Raw genomic sequence first — 19441 nt, forward strand, 5'->3', positions numbered from 1 at the left:
TCCGCCTCTCAAGGAGTAAATCTATTATGGCTGGTCCAACATCTAGCACTGAAAACGTCAAGCTTGGCGTCTGCACCGTCCTCTTTAATGCAGAGGATCTTGGTTTTACCAAGGGCGGCGTGGAAGTCGAAGTGACGACGGATACGCACGAAGTCACCGTCGATCAGTTTGGCGATACGCCGATCGATGAACTTGTAACTGGCCGTAAGGTCACTGTTAAGGTTCCGCTCGCCGAAACGACGCTCGACAACCTTGTCCGCATCATGCCTGGCGCAACCCTGATCGTCGATGGCACCGATCCGAAAAAGCGCCAGGTCGTTGTTGATACGGGTGTTTCCATTTCGCTTTTGTCTATTGCCAAGAAGCTCGTTCTGCGTCCGAAAGGCACAACTGGCGAAGAAGATTTCACGATTTTCAAGGCAATGACCGCCGGCGCGATTTCGTTCGCCTATCAGTCCGATACTGAACGAGTCTTCAACGTCTCCTTCAAGGGCTACGCTGACGCTACGGGAAAGCTTTTTGCCCTTGGTGATACTACTGCAGCTGCTTAATCACTTGATTTCAAGCGCAAAGTAAATCAATATTGACTGACATTCTTCCGAGTGTCAGTCAATTTCATTTTCAGGGAAACACTATGACGAAATACCTCAATCTGGACGAACTCTCCGCAGAGCGCGAATTCTTCATCAAGCTCAGTGGCAAAGACCATCTGGTCCAAGAGCCGACTGTTCAGGACTTCCTCGACAATCTGAAGGAGCTCGAGGCATTGCCGATCAATGCGTCTCCGACAGAGGAACTCAATCTCACCATTAAGCAGCTTCTGCGCTCGGTGCCGACACTGACCGACCCACAGTTGCGCAAGCTGACATTTTCTCAGGTCAAGGCAATCCACGATTTCGTTATGACCGCAGGTGGACAGAAGATTGAAACTGAAGAGACGAAGGATGGTGAAGTGGACCCCAAGCCGGCGAGCTGAAGTCTATAGATTTCGGATTTCTGTTCGCCAGATTAATAAAGTTCTTCCGCTTTGATCATGATCATCTGCTCCGGTATCCGCTCAAACGGTTCTGGTTCTATCACCGGCAGGTGGATCGGCTCGCCGCAGAAGACGACTTGAGAATGATCAACCTGCTCGGCTCTGTTACCTCCGCCGAGTCTTACGGAAAAGCGGTAGATCAACTTCACAAGTCGATGGGTGAAATCTGGGTGATGGCCCCTAAAGCCCAAGTATTTGATGCTGATGCGCCAGATGCGGAGTTCGACAGAACAGCATTCAAGGCGCTGAAGGCGAAAGTCCACAAAGCAAAAAGGTAAATCAATAATGATTTACTAGTTGAAGGAAGTCATGACTGCGATCCGTGTTGAACTAGAACTTGCCGACGGTAATTTTACGACTCGCATGCTTCATGCCGGTCAATCGGTTGCTCAGTTTAATCGCGAGATCGCAGCATCTTCGCCACGTCTTCAGGCCGTCGCTAATGCAGGCGGTCAGGTGATTCGTTCCTATTCGCTTGCCGATATGAAGGCCAAGGGCTTTCTATCGACCATGCGTGACCTGTCGATTGTGCTCGGCGTCGTCGGTCTCGGTATGTCCAAGCTCGCCAATATTCAGTCGTCGTGGGTGGGCGACATCGTTCGCGTCAACATGGAGTTTCAGAAGCTCGCCTTCCAGATGAAGTCCATGAGCACAGCGCTCGATCCGATCCGGGAGGCAGCAGACAACGTAAAGTATCTACGCGAGATGGCGATGAATGCGCCGTTCTCCATTCAGACCCTCAACAATGCCTTCGTCAAGTTGAAGGCAACCGGAATGAAGGATGTCAACGAGACGCTTCAGGCTCTCGTAGACGGCGTAGCGGCATTCGGCGGCACTGACGAAGCACTTCAGCGCATTACGCTTGGTATCAGCCAGATGGCTGGTAAGGGCGTCATCCAGATGGAAGAGTTGCGTCAGCAGCTTGGTGAGTCCATGCCAACGGCCGTTCAGCAGATGGCGCAGGCCATGGGCATTTCCATGTCCGAGCTGATTAAGGAGATCGGCACAGGCACCGTCGCCGCCAAGCCGGCGATTGCTGCACTTGTTGCTGAAATTGAACGTGGTTACGGCGGCCGCGCTCTATCAATGATGCAGACTTTCGAAGGTCAGTTGAAGAAGACCTATACGGCTCTTCAGACGCTTTCACTCGAGGCCGGTGGCCTGCAGAACGGATCATACACCGAAGGCGGTTTCATGAGCGAGCTGCGCAAGCAGCTACAGGATGTAAACCGGATCCTTTCTTCCGAAATCGGCACCAATCTTGCTCGTAGTCTCGGCTCCGGCCTGACTACCGCAGTTCAGTATATCCGCAAAGCCATTGATGCGCTCATCGCCTTCCGCGAGGAGGGTTTCCGCACGGCCATGATTGTTGGCAAGATCTTTGTTGCGTCGAAGATGATCAGTGGCGTCTCCGCTATGATCGGCGGGATTGGTAGGCTGCGTCAGGCACTTGCATTGACCGGCACCGATTTCACGCGCTCCAAGCGCTCGCTCGACGTTCTGATGAATTCGTTCTCAAGCAGCGTCACCGGCATGACACGCGCTCGTCTGAGCTTTGCAACTGCTGGCAGCTTCCTGCGCGGCATTGCTGGTGCAGCTGCCGCCCTTCCTCCTGTTCTTTCCCTTATCGGCATCGGCGTTGTAGCTGTCGCTGAGTATTTCGACCTGTTCTCGAACAAGGGCAAGGATGCGATGAACACGCTGAAGGAATTCGGCGCTGCGTCCAAAGACACGCTCGACATCGCATCGGACTACATCAAGAAGCAGGAAGAAGATTTCGCCAAGCTAACGCAGATGCGTGAAGCTTCGGCTCGCAACAGCGCCAATATGGCGCTTCCGGGTCTGGTCGCACGTTATCGCGGGATCTCTACCGAACAGGCTCGCAAAGAGCTTGAAGACGAGGCGCGCCAGGAATTCGACGTAGAGAACGACTACGCTGCAAAGTCGCTTGAGATCCAGGAGAACAAGCGTCTTCTTGCCAAACGCTCGAAGGAGCTGGAAAGCCGCGAACGCGCCGAAGCCCTCGATGAATACCGCAATCAGGTCAATGAGGAGCTGCAGCTTGAGCAGGCGGCCTATCTTCGCCGGCGTCAGCAAATCCAGGACGAGTTCGACGCTGAAGAAAAAGCGCTTGGACCTGGCAAGTCAGCAAGTGCCATTCGCGAGCGTCGCGGCAAGGCTCTGATCGAGCAGGCGGTCGAACTCTACAATACGCGCGAGCGCCTTATGAAGGAGATGCTGGCGAAGGAAGAAAAGGCGCTTGACGACTCTTCGAATGTAACGGCTCGCAAGGGCATTGAGGAGCGTATCACCTATATTCTCGATCAGATCAACCAGGTTAAGGAAGCGCGCCAGTCCGCGTCCGAACAGGAGATCGGTGCGCTTAAGTTCGAGGCTCCCCTCAATGACGAAAAGCTGTTTTCGAAAGGCGAGATTGCGCTCGAGCGTGTTCAGGCTGAGGTTAAGGGTCTGGTTGGTGAACTCTCCGGTGCGAATGCCGAAGTCGAGGAGCTGAAGGCCAAACTTGCAGCTAACCAGCCTTATGGCGACATGGGCCGCGCAGAAGTTCAGAAACTCGTAGACAAGCTGGTCGAAGCGACCGCCGCCAAGGAGCTGTTGGACAAGCTGCTGAAGGGCAAGCGCGATCTAGCCGACGATATTGATAAGGCACGTCTCGATGCCCTCGAAGAGCAGGCAAAGCTCGAAGAGGAGCTTTCCGGCAAGACGCTCTCAACAGCCGAGAAGATCGAGCTCAAGATCAAGAACGGCGCTTACAAGGGCTTCGGTCCCGCGAAGCTGACGCTCGACCAGTATAAGCTCATCGTTTCTGCACTCGACTTGCAGGGCAACGCTTTGACGCAGGTTGGCGATGTTGCACGCAACAATGCCTTCGGCTCTGCAACCCAGACTGCCATCCAGACAACGAACGACAAGCTTCGTGAAATGTCCGGCATCGTAACAGGGATCGGCAATGGTCTTACCGGCCTGTCATTCAATGGTCTCAACCAGTTTGCCGGGGGCGGACTTGCTCTGCCAGGCGGTAACTCCAAGAGCGCGCAGGAAGCGGCCGCGAAGGGCTTCCTGGACCTGATTGGTTATGCTGAGGGCACCGATAAGGGTCGCGGCTACAACGAGACACTCGGTTTCGGCAAGTTTACGGGCGGCGATCAGAACCTGGTGGGGATGACGCTTGATCAGATTGACCAATTGCAATCTGCAATGCTCAAGCATCCCGACAACAATTTCAATTCTTCGGCGCTTGGCCGCTATCAGATTGTCCAGCAAACCTTGCGCGGACTGCGCGATGAAATGGGTTTGGGCGGTAACCAGCTCTTCTCGGCCGATCTTCAGGACTCGCTTGCGACCCGTCTGGCCTCACGTCGCGGCAATAGTGTCGCTGGTCTGCGCAATGAGTGGGAAGGTCTGCGCCGTATTGATCCGGGCCTTATTTCCAACGCCTATACAGGCGGCATCAATGCGAAAATGTCCGGGCCACGCGTTGGCAAAGCTCCGACGGTTAGTCCCGCTGCCGCACCTGCAATCCCAACCTACGCTCCCGACAAGAATGCGGTTGCCCTGCAACAGCAGATGAATGACCTGGAGGTCACTTACAAGCAGCAGATCTCCGACATCGTTAAGATCGAGCAGGAGAACGAAGGCAACAAGAAGCGCAACGATGCGGTCAAGCTTACCAAGTCTCTCAATGATGAGATTGAGGAACAGAAGAACGCAATCGATCAGGCCGACGTTGCCAACAAGCGCTACCTTGCAACCCGCCGCGCGCTCGAAAAGCGTGGCGTGGATCTCAATTCCGCTGAAGCAAAGGCCGCGCTTGCCGCAGCACGCGAGCTCGACCAGCTCACAGAGCGCTCCAAGAAGGTTTCCCAGGCGAACAACGCTGAAGAGAAGTTTAAGGAACGCCAGCTCGAGCTTAACAAGCAGCTTGAAGAAGCGCAGGCACGCATTGGTGATCCGAACAGTTTGAAGTCGTCCTCCGGCTATCGAGCTCTACGACAAGAGCTCGAGGCGTATGTTCGCGACGTTGAAGCCGCCTACGGCAAGGAAAGCACCGCTTACTCCAACGCACAGGCCTACAAGACCCAGATGCTTCGTCAGTTTTCAACTGTCGAGGGTATGGAAAAGGCTGCGACCTGGCGTAAGGATACGATCGAGCTGAACCGCTCGCTCGGCACTGAAATGCAGCAGCGCCGCGCAGCCCTCGATCAGCAAATTGCCGAGATCGATGCCGCGGTAGCCCAGTTCCAGGGCTCGGAAGAACAGAAGGTTGAATTCGTCCGAATCGCCGAGGCCAAGAAGGCTGCTATCCGCGCGCAATACAACCAAGAAATGAATCCGATGCAGAAGCAGATGGCCGAATGGGGCGATATGCAGGGCAATCTGATCAAGCAATCTACGCAGTGGATGGACAATATCGCAGGCGGCATCACCGATCTCATCATGGGAACGGGAGATCTGAAGTCCGTCATCAGCAGCATCCTGAAAGACATGGTGAACATGGGCGTCAAATACATGATGTCGGGCATGTTCGGTAACAAAGGCCAGTCAGCAGGCGGCGGCGGGAAGAAAGCCGGCATGGCTGCGGGCGGCGGGGCGAAGAAAGGTGCGCCATTGATGGGTGTGGGTCTCTATCATGCCGGCGGAATGATCGGCCACACTAAGATGCACACTGCCGTAAATCCTCGTGCTTTCGTTGGCGCACAGAAGTTCCACGCCGGCGGGATCATTGGCGGCCCGAAGCTTCAGCGCGATGAAGTGCCTATTGTTACGCGCAAGGGCGAGGGGGTCTTCACCAAGGAGCAGATGGCAGCGATGGGCGCCGTCGGTGGAGCTCAGATGTATGCACCGCAGTTCAACATGCCGGTTACAGTCAATGCCAGTGGTGGATCCGCCGATCAGAACCGCGATTTGGCTCAGCAAACTAGTCGCGAACTAAAATCGATGGTGAAGTCGGTCATGGCCGAAGAGTTTCAAAACCAACGCCGCCCAGGCGGAATGATGAGTAAGACGAAATGACCCTTCCAATCTTTGAACCAAGTGTGCCGCCTTCTAGCGGCACACGTCACAAGCCCGAGATCAAGCTTCTCGAAGCCGAGTTCGGCGACGGCTATACGCAATCGGCGCGGCGCGGAATCAATCACCTGCGCCGCACTCTTGCTCTATCTTGGGATAAACTTCTTCCATGGCAGGAAGCTGAGATCATGGGCTTTCTCACAGAGCGAGGCGGCGATCGCCTGTTTTACTTCACACCAACCGGTGAGCGAAAAGCTTTGAAGTGGACATGCCAGGAATTCGATAGTGCGCATAACAACGACGGCTTTCAGGTGTCAGCGACATTCAAGCAGAGCTTTAATCTGGAGAACTAATTCGCTTTTTCGTCTTTTCGTTCCATACGGAGTCTGTTAAAGTAAATCATCATTGATTTACTTTAGGGCAATATGACCTCGTTAGCGACCACAGTTCAAACGTCTGCGCCTGGCGAATATGTCGAGCTCTTTCGGCTCGACACATCTTCGATCGGCGGACAGGTGCTTTATTTCTGCCAATCGGCCTTTGAAACCAAAGGGCCGACATTCGGCGGCGTTTACTACACCCCTGTCGATGTTGAGTTCGAAGGCATGGAAACGAATGTCGGCGGATCTTTGCCGCGTCCGAAAGTGCGCGTCGCCAATATGAATGGCGTCTTTCAATCCATCATCAATCAGTATGGCGATCTTCTTGGCTGTCAGATCCAACGCGTTCGCACTTTCGCCCAGTATCTTGACGACGGAGCCGAAGCCGATCCGACACAATATCGCGGACCCGATACATTCAAGATCGAGCGTAAGCTCTCCGAAAATCCCGTCTATGTAGAGTGGGAATTGTCGGCCAATATCGACCAAGAGGGCAAGCAGCTTCCGGGCCGTCAGTGTATTCGCGACACATGCCTTTGGCGCTACCGCCAATTTAATCCGGCGACCGGTAATTTCGACTACTCGAAAGCTCAGTGTCTTTACACCGGCAGTAACTATTTCGACCGCAATGGCAACCCCGTCGCCACGCGCGACAAGGACCAGTGCGGTCGCAAGCTTTCTGATTGCGAACTGCGATTTGGCAAGGGCAATCCGCTCTATACGAGCGCCTTCCCAGGCGTCGGGCGGGTGCGCGCATGAACGCCTTCTTTGAAGCCTTTGAAGCCGCGAAAGCACATTCTCGAGCCGAATACCCCAAAGAGAGCTGTGGCGTTATCGCTGATGGCGTCTATGTGCCGTTCGAAAACGTCGCACTCCCTGAATTCGAGCACGTCGCGGAAGGTAAATGCGGATGCCAGCTATGTTCCTTCGTCATCGATGGTGAGGACTATGCAGCGCGCACAGCGGGCAAGACGGTCAACTACATCGTCCATTCACATCCCGATGGTCCGCGTTATCCGTCCAAGGGTGACATGGAACAGCAAATTGCCACACAAGTTCCTTGGGCAATTATCACAACTGACGGCGAACGCGTATCGGATCCCACGATCTGGGGTGAAGGTCAAATCGCACCGATGATCGGTCGCGAATTCATGCACGGCGTTCACGATTGCTATTCAATTATTCGAGACACATTCCGGCTCGGCAAGGACAAACTCGCAGAACAGGACATCGAATGGCCGTTTGATCCAATCGAGCTGCCGGAAGTTCCGCGCGACGACGCCTGGTGGGAGCTTGAAGGCGAAGATCTCTACACGCAGCTATTTTCCAAGTTCGGTTTCGAGGTCATCAACATGGCGGATGCACGTCCAGGTGATGTGTTTCTGTGCGCTGTCGGCGATAGCGGCAAGCTCAATCACGGCGGTGTGCTCCTCGGTAACGACTGTCTTCTCCATCACCTGCCCAAGCGCCAGTCACGCAGAGATCCGTCCGGTCTCTGGGGTCGCTCGGCCGATCTGTGGATCCGTTACAAACATGCGTAAAATCTACCTTCATGGATATCTCGCCGAATTCGGCAAAGTGCACGAAATGGAAGTGCAAACGGCTGCCGAAGCTGTGCGTGCTCTCGGGGTCTGTATTCCTGGCTTCTTTGAGCGTCTCAGAGAAGGCTCCTACAACATTGTCGTCGGAAAGAAGCGCTCAAGCGGTCGTTCTCTCTCAGAAGACGACCTCGGCGAAATCACGCTCGGACGCCAAGATCTGCACATCATGCCGGCAATTGCTGGTCGCAAACGCGGCGGTTTGCTGAAGGCCATTCTGGGCGTTGTGCTCGTTGGTGCTGCCATCTTCGGCGGTCTTGCTGCTGGCGGCCTTGGCGCTTCTTTTCTGGGAACGTCCTTCACCTACGGCAATGTCGCCATGTTCGGCGCAGCGCTCGCTCTTGCCGGCGTTTCTCAGCTCCTGGCTCCTTCCGACAAGAAGGATGACAAGGACGATTCTTCTTTCACCACATCCGGTCCCGGCAACACCTACGAGCAGGGCGGGGCCATTCCCCTTGTTTACGGCGAAGTGGTTACAGGCGGGATCATGGTCTCCGCCGGCGTTGATATCGAGAAGCTCAAATGAATGCACATGTGAACGTCCGGAACATTTTCGGCAGCAAGAGCGGCGGTGGCGGCGGCGGAAAGAAGGGCGGCGGTTCTTCTGACGCCAAGAACACCCTGCAGTCGAAAGCACGCGCACGTCTTGTCGAAGTCTATTCGGAAGGTCCGTGCGAAGGTCTCGTCGACGGTCTGAAATCGATCTATTTCGATCAGACAGCCGTGACCGCGCCAAACGGCGAACAGAACATGAAGGGAATCACTTTCGAGGAGCGCAAAGGCACTCCCGATCAGACCCACGTGACCGGATCTCCCTATGTCGAGACACCCGAACAGGTAGAAGCCCAGGTCACGTTCAACAACGGTCCCATCGTCCGAACCATTGTCGAAGAAAACGCCGATGCCGTGCGCGTGATCGTGCGCATCCCTTCGTTGTTCCGGCAGACAGACGAGGGCATGAAGACCAACAGTGTATCGTATGCAGTCGATGTTCGACCGTTTGATGGCGCCTGGACTGAAAAGGTCGTCAACAAGATCGAGAAAGAGAAGACGATCTCGGCCTATCAGATCGCTCACCGGATCGATCTGCCAATCAACGGCTCTCCATGGGATATCCGTGTTCGTCGCATCACTCCCGACAGTGATGATGAAAAGATCCAGAATGAAACCTGGTTTGACAGCTACGTTGTTCTGGTCGAGGGCAAGTTCACCTATCCGAACTCAGCCTTTGTGTTTATGGATATTGATGCTGAGCTTTTCGGCTCGAGCATCCCCGCGCGCTCCTATCACGTTCGTGGCCTGAAAGTTAATGTCCCTTCGAACTATGACCCGATCACACGCACCTACGCTGGCGTGTGGAACGGCACATTCAAGATTGCCTGGACCTCAAATCCGGCCTGGGTGTTCTACGATCTTCTGATCAACGACCGATATGGTTTGGGTGAGTTCATCGATCCCAATGGTATTGATAAGTGGGGTCTTTACCAGATCGCTCGCTATTGCGACGAAAATGTCTTCAGCGGATACAAGACCGCTCAAGGCGTTAAGATCATGGGGCCGCGCTACCAGTTCAATGGCGTGATCAACTCGCGTAAGGAAGCCTTCGAGGTTCTTCGCGACGTTGCGGCTACCTTCCGCGGCATGAGCTTCTGGAACGTCAACCAGATCTTTGCCGTTGCCGACCTTCCATCCGATCCACAGAAGCTTGTCTCGCCTGCCAACGTTATCAATGGTGACTTTACTTATTCTGGCACTGCTATTTCGGCGCGTCACTCCGTCGCCATCGTCAATTGGAATGACCCGAACGATTTCTACCGCCCTGCTACCGAAGTCGTCATTAACGACGAAATGCTCAAGAAGTATGGCTGGAAGGAAACCAAGTATCAGGCGACCGGCTGCACCAATCGCGGTCAGGCACATCGCATCGGCCGCTGGATCCTCGATGTCGAGCAGAACGAAACCGAGACGGTCAATTACGAGTGCTCATTCGACCATATCGACGTGCGTCCATTTGATATCATCGCGATTGCAGATCCGCGTAAGGCCGCCTATCGCAACGGTGGGCGTTTGGCAGGCGTGGATATCTCCGGAACAAAAATCACCTTTGACGCGCCCTTCCAGTTTATCGCCGGCGAGACCCATTATCTATCGGCTGTGCTTCCGGACGGCAATGTCGTCACCAAGCAGGTCGGCGCTTGGACCGAAGTAACCGATGGTCATGCCCTCGGCGCAACGCTAACCACTCCATTTTCACCGCTGCCGATCGTTGGAGCCATGTGGGCCATCGCATCGGCATCCGCACGTCCGCGTCAGTATCGCGTCCTCAATATTGAGGAGAGCGACAAGAACAAGTTCAAGATCACGGCGCTGTTCCATGATCCCAATAAATACGCACGTGTCGAGGACGAGACGCTTCTCGAGCCGATCCGTTATACTCGTCCGCCGAATTCGATCAAAGCACCGACGAACCTTAAGGCACAGCAATCACGTTCTTATGAGAATGGCGCGCCGAAGAACCGTATCTTGTTCGGCTGGACGCCGGCTGATGACTTCATGGCAACGCGCTACCGCGTGTATGCCTCGACGCCTGACGGCAAGATTGATTTTGGGGAAACAGCGCAGACCTCGATCGATGTCGATAATGTTGTCGATGGTCTCTACATCTTCGCCGTTGAGGCGCTCGGCTATAACGGGCTGCGCTCTCAGCCGGCAGTGCTTGAATTCCATGCGGAAGGCTTCGGCGCATCCGAAATGCCAAGCATCGAGAACCTCGTGCTTGCCAACGGCGTATCGGGCACATTCCCAGGATCTCGTGTTGAGCTAACCTGGGACAACAAGTTCCCAGGCTCGACCGCTGCAAACAATCCATTCTTCCTGCGCAATAACGTCAAGGTCTATGACGCGACCAAGACGCCTGAAGCCCTTTTGCGCAATGAAGTGGTGCTTGTTCCGAGCTACACCTACGACATCGACAAGAACATGGCTGACACATCAGCGCTTGGCCGCATCCCTGCGCGCCGGCTGCGCTTCGAAGTAACTGTCTCCGATGTGTTCGAACGCACTTCGTTGCCAAAGACGATCACTGTCGAGAATCCTGCGCCTGGCGTTGCCGTCGTGCAGGTTCAGGCGGGCTTTGCCCAGATCTATGTCTCTTGGCAGCCCAATTTTGATCTGGACTACGCAGGCACCGCGGTCTGGCTCGAGAAGAATAGTGGCTACAATCCGCAGGAGACTGAGCCAAAGTTCTCCGGTCGCGGTGGTGCTTATGTCTTCAAGACCGACGAGACCGTGCCGTTTTATGTCCGTGTCGGTCACTACGACAGCTTCTCGCGCATTCCCGAAAACGTCTCCAGCGAATTCATGATTACGCCGCTGTCACTTGACCTGGATACAGAACCGCCAGCGGTGCCGTCTGGCCTCACGCTGACTTCCAGGGTCGATACCGTAGAGGGCGTCGCTCAGCGCGTCCTTCTGCAGGCTACCTGGAATGCTGCCGAAGAAAAAGACTTTGCCTACTACGATGTTCGCATCCGTGAAGGACAGGGTAACTACGTCTCCATGACAACGGCCGAAAACCGCTATGAGTGGTCGGTCAAGCCTGAGACGGAATATACCGTGACCGTGCGCGGCGTTGATATGCTCGGCAATCAGTCCACCTATGCTGGGACGGCAACGCATAAGACGATCGAGTGTGACGAAATTGCTGACCTGATTAACGGCGGAAGCACATCGATCAATCCGGGCAAGATTCGTATTTCCGGAAACACCTATCTTTCCGACTGGCGCAAAGGCGGCGATGAAACCAGAATCGATGGCGGTGAGCTTTCGGCAAATACGGTGCGAGCAAATACGCTTGAGATCGGGCTTCGAAATCTGGTGTTCGAAGGACTCACATTCGAACATAACAAGCCAGCCGCCAATCAGGTTTCATGGACATCCGGTGTCATCCGATATCCGGGTGACGATGGCAATATTGCTTCGCGAACCGTTGTCGCTGGAATTGCAACCTGGACTTCAGGATCGCTTTATTTGATCTGGCTGAAAGGCGCGACCGAAATCACCACGACTACGGTTGTTGCAACAGCCTACGCCTCAAATGCGGTTGTGCTTGCGGTCTATCGGGGAAACACGGACCTCGTCACCGATGCCGGCAAGACGATCATTGACGGTTCGAACATCAAGACTGGCACGATCGACGCTCAGCAGATTAAAGCCAAGGCAATTAAATCAGATTTGATTGATGCGGGAGCGATCAATACGGGTCATTTGCAGTCTGGTTCCATTACAGCAGAGACACTTGCTGTCGGCACTGGCGGTAACTGGCTGGACAATTCCGACATGTCAGCTGGTCTGGCAAACTGGGTTAAGATTGATGGCACGGGAGGTGTAGCTTCGGTTTTATCCATTCGAACCGATACGTATGCGCCTGTAGGTGGAGCCCTTGAAGTTGTCGTTGCAAACGGCGTCACTGACAGCACTTATTACACTGACGTCTATGCCGCGAATGTCGATGGATCCATAAGGGATTTCCCGGTCGAGCCAGGTCAGAAATATGAGTTCTCGGTCTATGCCTTGAACCATCGATCCACTGCGCAGATTTACATGCAGTTCAAGGATGCTGATAACAATCACATCGCTTACGCTGCAAGTTCGGTCTTTCCGAGCGACGACATTAATCCACTTAAAAACCTCGCCAATTACAAGCGAGTATTCGTGATAGCGACAGCACCCGCCGGCGCTGTTCGAATGACAGTGCGTCTTCGTAAGGGAGCGACCCTTACGAGCACGTCGAGCTACATGTGGATGACGCGTGCCAAGCTCGCAAAAGCGGAAGTAAATCAGACCGGTCCTTCACCATGGGCCGTCGGCGGATCGACCAAAATCGGCGCTGGTCATATCGAGACCAGCTCTCTGTCGGCGATCAGCGCAAACCTTGGCGCAATCACTGCAGGCTCTCTCAATATCAACAACCGCTTCATAGTGGATGGCGCCGGTAACACGACGATCCGTTCCGCCACCTCTGGCGCTCGTCTGGAAATGACGAGTTCTTACATCCTGATGGTGGATGGCACATAATGACCAACCGTTTGATTTTTGGCAATTTTAACGGCGAACAGGTGCTTAGAATATCAAGACCTGGTTTCGATGTTTTGGGCAATCTAACCGACGAACAGCTCGCGTTCGATAGTCGATGGTATTACACCGGCCGCGTCTGGTTAAAGGGTGTCGCAAATATAGGCGCTGGTCCATACACCATCGATTTTGGACGCACATTCCAAAAACTGCCGATGGTCGAGATTTTCTACACCGTCTCGGGATCGCCTTATTACAGGCAGGGTTCGTTCGACCAGTATTCGTTCACCAACTACAACATGACCCTTCGGTTCACGGCGAGTAATGCCCAAAACAAGAACGTCTATTATTTTGTCATGGAGTCGTAGAGATGGCTCCAAGAATTATTCTAGGCGATGCCGGGGCAGGGCAGATTTTCAGGATATCGAGGCCTGGCAAGAATGTATTGAACGCAAGTCAAGACGATCTCATGTTCGATGGCTACAATCCAATGTTGCAGATGGTGCACAGGGGTGTGGTTCGCATTCCTGTCGCCAAGGGTTCTTACGTCGAAGTAAACACCATTGATCAAGGTTATTGGCCGCTCATTCATCTAGCGGGTGGGTGGGCTTACACCGTTGGTATCCACTACCTTTCGAACAGCACCTTCCGAATTGGATATTTCGATGACTCGTTTGTATCTGGATCTCCTGTCGCTGTGAGCTACATCGTCACAAATCAGAGGTTTGGCTAAATGAGCAATCGTCTCTTGATGCGACCTGACCTCGTTCGAGTATCTCGAGCCGGAACTGACGTTTACACGGCAGGATGGGATAATCTTCTCTTCACGACAGAGAGGTCGGTGCAGCATTTTTTCTTGGAAGGGCTCGTTAACCTTCCAAACGGAAACGGCAGTAACACTCAGTCAGGAACGACAGAGATTTTCTTCGGAAAAACCTTTCCGACGGCGCCGTGGTTTTACCTCCAGGTTGGCAACTATTTTCCCAATAGCTTTTGCTACATAGGCGCCATCGGCAACTATAACGGATCCAATAATACAAGCTGGTGGGCAACTGTTGGATACCCGGACCCGCTAATTGGGTGGGGTGGTGACAGACTTCCGATCAGCTGGTTTGTCGAAAGAAATGCCGTTCCGTCAGGGCCGGTAAGATACAGAATTTTGGATTTGGATCTGGAAAATTAAGGAGTCGAAATGATCGTCCAGCACACTGACGAAGGTTTTATCACCAACATCATGTTCGACCCTGTTCCTGACGAGATCGTTCAGGCAATGACGAACAAGAATATCAAATTCATCAACATCAAGGGCACTCCGCTACCCCCTGAACAGTTGTTACATCCCATCAGCGGCGAAATGGTGGTTGATGAACTGGGAGAGCCCATCTTTCAGTCGCCTGGACTACGTGACGTGATCATAGACCTATCGCACGATTATGTCTTTGACGGTGCAATCACCCCTCGGCCCATTTTCGAAGCCCCGGATATAATTCACATCAAAGCCGATGGCGTGGACATGCAGGTCGTCGAGAACCTACCTGAAGGCGCAACACTGATCGTTGATGGGAAGATTCACATGCTTGAAGGAACGTCGTTGACGATCTCGTCGGACATGCCTGCTCAATACGATATCCTCATTCAAAAATTTCCGTATCTCGATCGAACAATTAGGGTGGTCGCCGATGCTGCTTAAACTTACCAAGGATTTGCCCGAACTAAGGAAATCCGCAAATGCAACAATCGATACGGAAGCCGAAGCTTTACGCTTGACGTTCATCACGCCTGGCGACGGGCAGGCGATGGCTTATCAGCAGAAAAAGCTCGAGGCGGAAGCGTATCTTGCCAACACCTTGATCTCGCCGGCTGAGGTTCCGCATATCGCCTTTGAGGCCGAGGCTGCCGGAGTATCGTTGATGGAGCAGTCAATGCTCGTGGTGACGATGTTTCATGAATGGCAACAGATTTCGGCGTTGATTGAAAAAGCGCGTCTGTCGGCCAAGAGTCGGGTTGGTCAAGCTGCGGATCCCCAAGCAATCGAAACGGCCGCTCAAGTTGATTGGTCCGAGGTATTAGGACTTGCAAATCGTTCTGCGGTTGTGGATAATGTAAGTCAATAATGATTTACTTTATTTCTAGGAGCCTAGTATGTCTGGTCAAGTTGAAGGCTTCAGGATTACGCCGGCGAGGGTTGCGTTCTTCCTATCCCTCGTCGCCGCCGTCAGCGTCTTCAAGCCGATCTATACCTATCTCAGCGACCAGATCGTTCATGAGACTGTTCAGGACAATAGGATCACCAAGACCGAACAGGATGTCGCCAGCTTTCGTGGCGACGTGAAAGAGCTCAAGGGCTCGATTGACGGGCTCAAAGACCAAGTCGTTCGCCTAACCATCGTGCTCGAAGGCCAAGATCGCAAGAAGGCGCTTCTTACGTTGCCTGCACAGCAATTCCAGTCCCCGCGAGACATCGCAAATATTGAATAGGAGTAATCCTTTATGACTGCATTCCAGAGTTCTGGTCCTACGTGGATCGACATCGCAGCTCGCTACATTGGCGAGCGCGAAATCAAAGGCCCCAAGCACAATTCAAAAATCCTAGAGTGGTGGGAAAAGATGAAGGCGCCTTATCGCGACGATGAGACCGCCTGGTGCGGCGCATTTGTCGGCGGTGTTTTGGTTGAGGCCGGCCTTCCCGCCTATCCCAAAGGAGCAGGGGCTCGCAACTGGCTCGAATACGGCACACCGCTGAGTCAACCGGCCGTTGGTTGCATCGTCGTCTTTTGGCGCGGATCGAAGTCGGGTTGGTCCGGCCATGTTGGCTTCGTCGTCGGCAAGGATCAGGCAGGCAATCTGATGGTTCTGGGCGGCAATCAGGGCGACATGGTATCGATCAAGCCTTTCGGCAAGGATCGCATTCTCGGCTATCGCTGGCCTTCGATCGCTCCGGTTGCAAGCCGATATGTTCTGCCGGTTCTGCGTTCCGATGGACGCCTTAGCACCGACGAAGCCTAATTAGTCAATCAGGATTGATTTACATGTCCGAAGTCAAAGACCACATCGCTGAGTTGATCGAGGCATACCGCGTCAACAAGAAGCTCATCGCCTACGGCATTTCTGCGACGCAGGCTTTGATCGATGGCGTCAAAGTTGAGGCCAACAATGTCGATGAGGAAACGGCAATGGAACTGTTCGAGGTCGATTACCTCGAGGTTCCAGGTTTTGACGATCTGCCGGCCGAGCTTCATTCTCAGTTGTTCGCCATCGGCGTGATCGTCGGCACGACACGCGCTGCCTTGATGCTGCAATCAGCCTTGCGCGAATTTGCACCGCGCAAGACGCAACACATCACCGGCATCATGGAACTTGATAATTACACCGACTGCGCATCGCTGGTTTCCCGCGGCAAGACCGAAGAGTTGATCGAAATGGTCAATCTGAAGTTCGCGGATCTGTGCAAACGCCTCGATGCTAAGTTCCCAACCTTCCGGACGCTCGAATGAGCCAAGGTCTTCCTCCAAAGACATCCCGGACATTCACCAAGCGGATGCTGATTGCTAACGTGATCCTGTGTTGGGCTGAGATTTTCTTTGGCACCTATATGGGCGCGACTGAAGGTGTGATCGTTGCCGCATTCGGTCTGATCGGCATCTGCTTCTCGGCCTATATGGGCGTCGGGCACTTCGACTTCCGTAGGGCGACTGATTTCATCACATCAATGACGAATGCTTCGCAATCCGACGAAGTGGAGCCGAAGGAATGATTGCCAAGCTTCTTCAGCCATTCCTAATTCCAATTGCCTTCGTCGCCGGCCTTTTGCTGATGTTCTGCGGCTACGGTCTTTACGATACCTGGCTTGCCTATCCGGCGGTAAAGAAAGAGGCCCTCCAGGGCTATGTGCTTGAGACGACACTTATCGCAAAGCAGGCAGAGCTTGACGCTGTGCGCAGACAGATCGGCCTGCAGATGATCGCACAAAGTCAATTCGAAACAGTGCTGAAACACGTTCAGGAGCTCGCTGACGCGAACCAAGCACAAAACGCACAGGAAATAGCTGACTATGAAAAGAAGCTCGCTGACGCTGGCCGTAGCTGTCCTATCGACGCTGACGATATTAAGTGGCTGCGGAACAGCAAGTAAGGAGCTGAAGGCAGCCGCTATCACGCAAGGAACCGTTGATGCTGGCCTTAATCTTCTGGATATGCCGCCTGATTGCCGAAAGACCGAGCAACACCCGCCGCTTGTTATCGGAATGGAAGCACTCACTGCGGCAAAGTTGGAGGGTCAAGCTCTCGATCGCCAGAATGCCCGGACGAACCGCTGCAATGCTTATCAGGATCAGGTCCGGAAAGAACTCTCAGAATTAAGCCGGAAGATCAGGACGAAGACGGAGTAACGCCGTCTTTCGTTCATTACTATTCTTCTATTCTACTAAATAACACATATGACGAAACGAGGCAGGGAAATGACTTCCGGATTTGACACAAAACGCTTTGTAGAAACCTACAATGATACAGTAAATTTCCCGAACCTAACTGAAGTCGCTCTTGAACTTGGAATCTCTTATCAGACTGTCCGGAACAGGGCAGCAATTCTGCGCGGACAGAAAAAGCGTGACGCGACCGTTCCGGAATTGGTATCACGCGTCGTTAGCGCAAAGAAACCGGATAATGACAACTACGTTTCGCCGAAAGAGCACGCAAAGATCCGCGCTGATCGTCTGCGTGGTGAGGTCTCTGCCCTGGTGCAGAAATCACGCTATCCAGTCATCAATCCCGAAGCCATTGTCGTCGAAAGCTATGTTTCGATCATCTATGACAGAATAAACGGCATCACCGCCGAGAAGGAAGGCACGCCGCGCACGTGGCTGACAGATACGTTGCGCGTTGAAGGCATCGAGGATCCGCGCGGACGCAAGTTTATCTTCACTTCTGCCCAGAACGACGCTGAGATCGATAGTCCATTCTGGAAGTCACTCAACACCTATGCAAATTTCATGGACGCCGACATCATTGTCGGTCCTTTGACCTATGAGACCCAATGGTGGAGTGAAAACAACCCAACCTCGCGAAACTACGCTTCGGAACTCGAGGAATTCCTCTGCTTCGGCCAAATGGAGATCGGCAAGAACTTCGTTTTCTGCGGTGAAATGAACACGCTGCCGACCGCGCGCCGACCGATTTCGGATCTGACGACATACAGTCAAGGACGTTGGGCAGTGTTTCCGCATCCGATGCTTCAGCTCAAATCCATTCCTTCAACAGATCCGTCCGTTCAAGCACATCAGGTCATGACAACCGGTTCAGTCACCAAGCCGAAGATCATTCCGCGCAAGGCCGGTGTGAAGTCGATCTTCCATCAAGTGCTCGGCGCAACGATAGTCGAATTCGACCAAGACGGTGATGTGTTTTGCCGTCAGATTAACGCGGATGACGACGGCTCGTTCTATGAGCTGGAGTTCTTTGTCGATGGCGACCATATCGAACTTTGCGAAGGGCCTGTTGATGCAATCACGGCGGGCGACATTCATATCACCAAAGCCGATCCGAAGAATGTCGAGGCCACTTTCGGTTTCAATCCTAAAACCCATGCGCCGGTTGCAGGCTCACTCCTTGGAACGATCCGCACCAAGAAGCTCTTTGCGCATGACATCCACGATAACGAGCGCCGCAATCATCACCATGTTCACGACAACGCCTATTCATTTGAAATGGCAGTGCGTGGTCGAGATAGCGTCCAAGAAGAGGTCGGCGAGACTGTTGATTTCCTTTCCTACCTGAAGCATCTGGTTGAAGAAGTGGTTGTCGTCGAATCCAATCACGATCTGGCCTTAGAGCGATATGTCCGCGAAGGGCGCTACCGAAATGACGGTATCAATATCCGCTACGGGATGAAACTCGAGGATGCCTATCTTGCCTGGCGCGAGGAAGCGGCGCTTGATCTCGACAGCGGCCGCAAGCCACGCACCTTCTCGTTGCTCGAATGGGCTGTGCGTGATCTCGGCGGTTCCGATCTGGACGGCATAACTTGGGTGCATGACGGCCAGTCCCACAAGGTCAACGGCATCGAATGCGGTCATCATGGTTTTCGCGGCGCCAACGGTGCTCGAGGATCGGTTGCAGGCTACGCGCAGCTCGGTGTTAAGATGACCATCGGCGATAAGCATTCCCCTGAGATCCTTGACGGCGTATATGTCGCCGGCGTCATGGCCCTTCAAATGGGCTATAACAAAGGCCCGTCCGGTTGGGCTGTCACCAACGTAATTCAATATCCCAACGGAAAGCGCACTCTGGTAACTCTTCAGAACGGCAAATGGCGTGCTTGATAGTAAG

Annotated in this window: 19 protein-coding genes; all 19 read left to right on the top strand. The window is 53.7% G+C overall.

The annotated features are described in order from the left end of the window. Positions 1–26: 26 nt before the first annotated feature. The 19 genes from FHW16_RS26500 to FHW16_RS26590 all read left to right on the top strand — a co-directional run bounded on the left by FHW16_RS26500 (position 27) and on the right by FHW16_RS26590 (position 19434). Complete coding sequence (locus tag FHW16_RS26500) at positions 27–551, top strand: hypothetical protein (protein ID WP_182552275.1); 525 nt, start codon at positions 27–29, stop codon at positions 549–551. Between the two features lie 83 nt (positions 552–634). Continuing rightward, on the top strand, positions 635–976 hold the full coding sequence (locus tag FHW16_RS26505) for a hypothetical protein (protein ID WP_182552276.1): 342 nt from the start codon (positions 635–637) through the stop codon (positions 974–976). A 143-nt stretch (positions 977–1119) separates the two neighbouring features. Continuing rightward, positions 1120–1314 (top strand): hypothetical protein, encoded by a 195-nt coding sequence (locus FHW16_RS26510; protein ID WP_182552277.1) that lies wholly within the window; start codon positions 1120–1122, stop codon positions 1312–1314. Between the two features lie 31 nt (positions 1315–1345). Beyond that, a complete protein-coding gene (locus FHW16_RS26515) occupies positions 1346–6070 on the top strand; it encodes a tape measure protein (RefSeq protein WP_182552278.1) in 4725 nt (1574 codons plus the stop codon). Beyond that, entirely contained in the window at positions 6067–6420 is a 354-nt protein-coding gene (locus tag FHW16_RS26520; RefSeq protein WP_182552279.1) for a phage tail protein, read from the top strand. Before FHW16_RS26515 ends, FHW16_RS26520 begins: the two co-directional genes overlap by 4 nt. Before the next feature lie 72 nt (positions 6421–6492). Further along, positions 6493–7206 carry a phage minor tail protein L gene (locus tag FHW16_RS26525; protein WP_182552280.1) on the top strand — a complete coding sequence of 238 codons (714 nt, stop codon included), beginning with the start codon at positions 6493–6495 and terminating at the stop codon, positions 7204–7206. After that, positions 7203–7988, top strand: a complete 786-nt coding sequence (locus tag FHW16_RS26530; protein ID WP_182552281.1) for a Mov34/MPN/PAD-1 family protein — start codon at positions 7203–7205, stop codon at positions 7986–7988. Before FHW16_RS26525 ends, FHW16_RS26530 begins: the two co-directional genes overlap by 4 nt. Continuing rightward, a complete protein-coding gene (locus FHW16_RS26535; protein ID WP_182552282.1) occupies positions 7981–8571 on the top strand; it encodes a tail assembly protein in 591 nt (196 codons plus the stop codon). The genes FHW16_RS26530 and FHW16_RS26535 overlap by 8 nt, the downstream gene beginning before the upstream one ends. Next, positions 8568–13121 (top strand): TipJ family phage tail tip protein, encoded by a 4554-nt coding sequence (gene gpJ, locus FHW16_RS26540; RefSeq protein WP_182552283.1) that lies wholly within the window; start codon positions 8568–8570, stop codon positions 13119–13121. Before FHW16_RS26535 ends, gpJ begins: the two co-directional genes overlap by 4 nt. Further along, positions 13121–13486 (top strand): hypothetical protein, encoded by a 366-nt coding sequence (locus FHW16_RS26545; protein WP_182552284.1) that lies wholly within the window; start codon positions 13121–13123, stop codon positions 13484–13486. Before gpJ ends, FHW16_RS26545 begins: the two co-directional genes overlap by 1 nt. 2 nt (positions 13487–13488) lie before the next feature. Beyond that, positions 13489–13851 (top strand): hypothetical protein, encoded by a 363-nt coding sequence (locus tag FHW16_RS26550; RefSeq protein WP_182552285.1) that lies wholly within the window; start codon positions 13489–13491, stop codon positions 13849–13851. Between the two features lie 459 nt (positions 13852–14310). Further along, entirely contained in the window at positions 14311–14808 is a 498-nt protein-coding gene (locus tag FHW16_RS26555) for a hypothetical protein (protein WP_182552286.1), read from the top strand. After that, positions 14798–15232, top strand: coding sequence for a hypothetical protein (locus tag FHW16_RS26560; protein ID WP_182552287.1), 435 nt, complete (start codon positions 14798–14800; stop codon positions 15230–15232). The genes FHW16_RS26555 and FHW16_RS26560 overlap by 11 nt, the downstream gene beginning before the upstream one ends. 28 nt (positions 15233–15260) lie before the next feature. After that, positions 15261–15596 (top strand): hypothetical protein, encoded by a 336-nt coding sequence (locus FHW16_RS26565; RefSeq protein WP_182552288.1) that lies wholly within the window; start codon positions 15261–15263, stop codon positions 15594–15596. A 12-nt stretch (positions 15597–15608) separates the two neighbouring features. Then, positions 15609–16124, top strand: a complete 516-nt coding sequence (locus FHW16_RS26570; RefSeq protein WP_182552289.1) for a TIGR02594 family protein — start codon at positions 15609–15611, stop codon at positions 16122–16124. A gap of 23 nt (positions 16125–16147) precedes the next feature. Beyond that, positions 16148–16612, top strand: a complete 465-nt coding sequence (locus FHW16_RS26575) for a hypothetical protein (protein WP_182552290.1) — start codon at positions 16148–16150, stop codon at positions 16610–16612. Continuing rightward, positions 16609–16872 (top strand): hypothetical protein, encoded by a 264-nt coding sequence (locus FHW16_RS26580; RefSeq protein ID WP_182552291.1) that lies wholly within the window; start codon positions 16609–16611, stop codon positions 16870–16872. Before FHW16_RS26575 ends, FHW16_RS26580 begins: the two co-directional genes overlap by 4 nt. Further along, entirely contained in the window at positions 16869–17249 is a 381-nt protein-coding gene (locus FHW16_RS26585) for a hypothetical protein (protein WP_182552292.1), read from the top strand. The genes FHW16_RS26580 and FHW16_RS26585 overlap by 4 nt, the downstream gene beginning before the upstream one ends. Before the next feature lie 325 nt (positions 17250–17574). Continuing rightward, the gene (locus FHW16_RS26590) at positions 17575–19434 is read left to right on the top strand and encodes a hypothetical protein (RefSeq protein ID WP_182552293.1); all 1860 of its coding nucleotides are present in this window, start codon (positions 17575–17577) and stop codon (positions 19432–19434) included. Positions 19435–19441: the final 7 nt, after the last annotated feature.

It is taken from the genome of Phyllobacterium myrsinacearum, assembly GCF_014138285.1.
Lineage (GTDB): Bacteria > Pseudomonadota > Alphaproteobacteria > Rhizobiales > Rhizobiaceae > Phyllobacterium > Phyllobacterium myrsinacearum_A.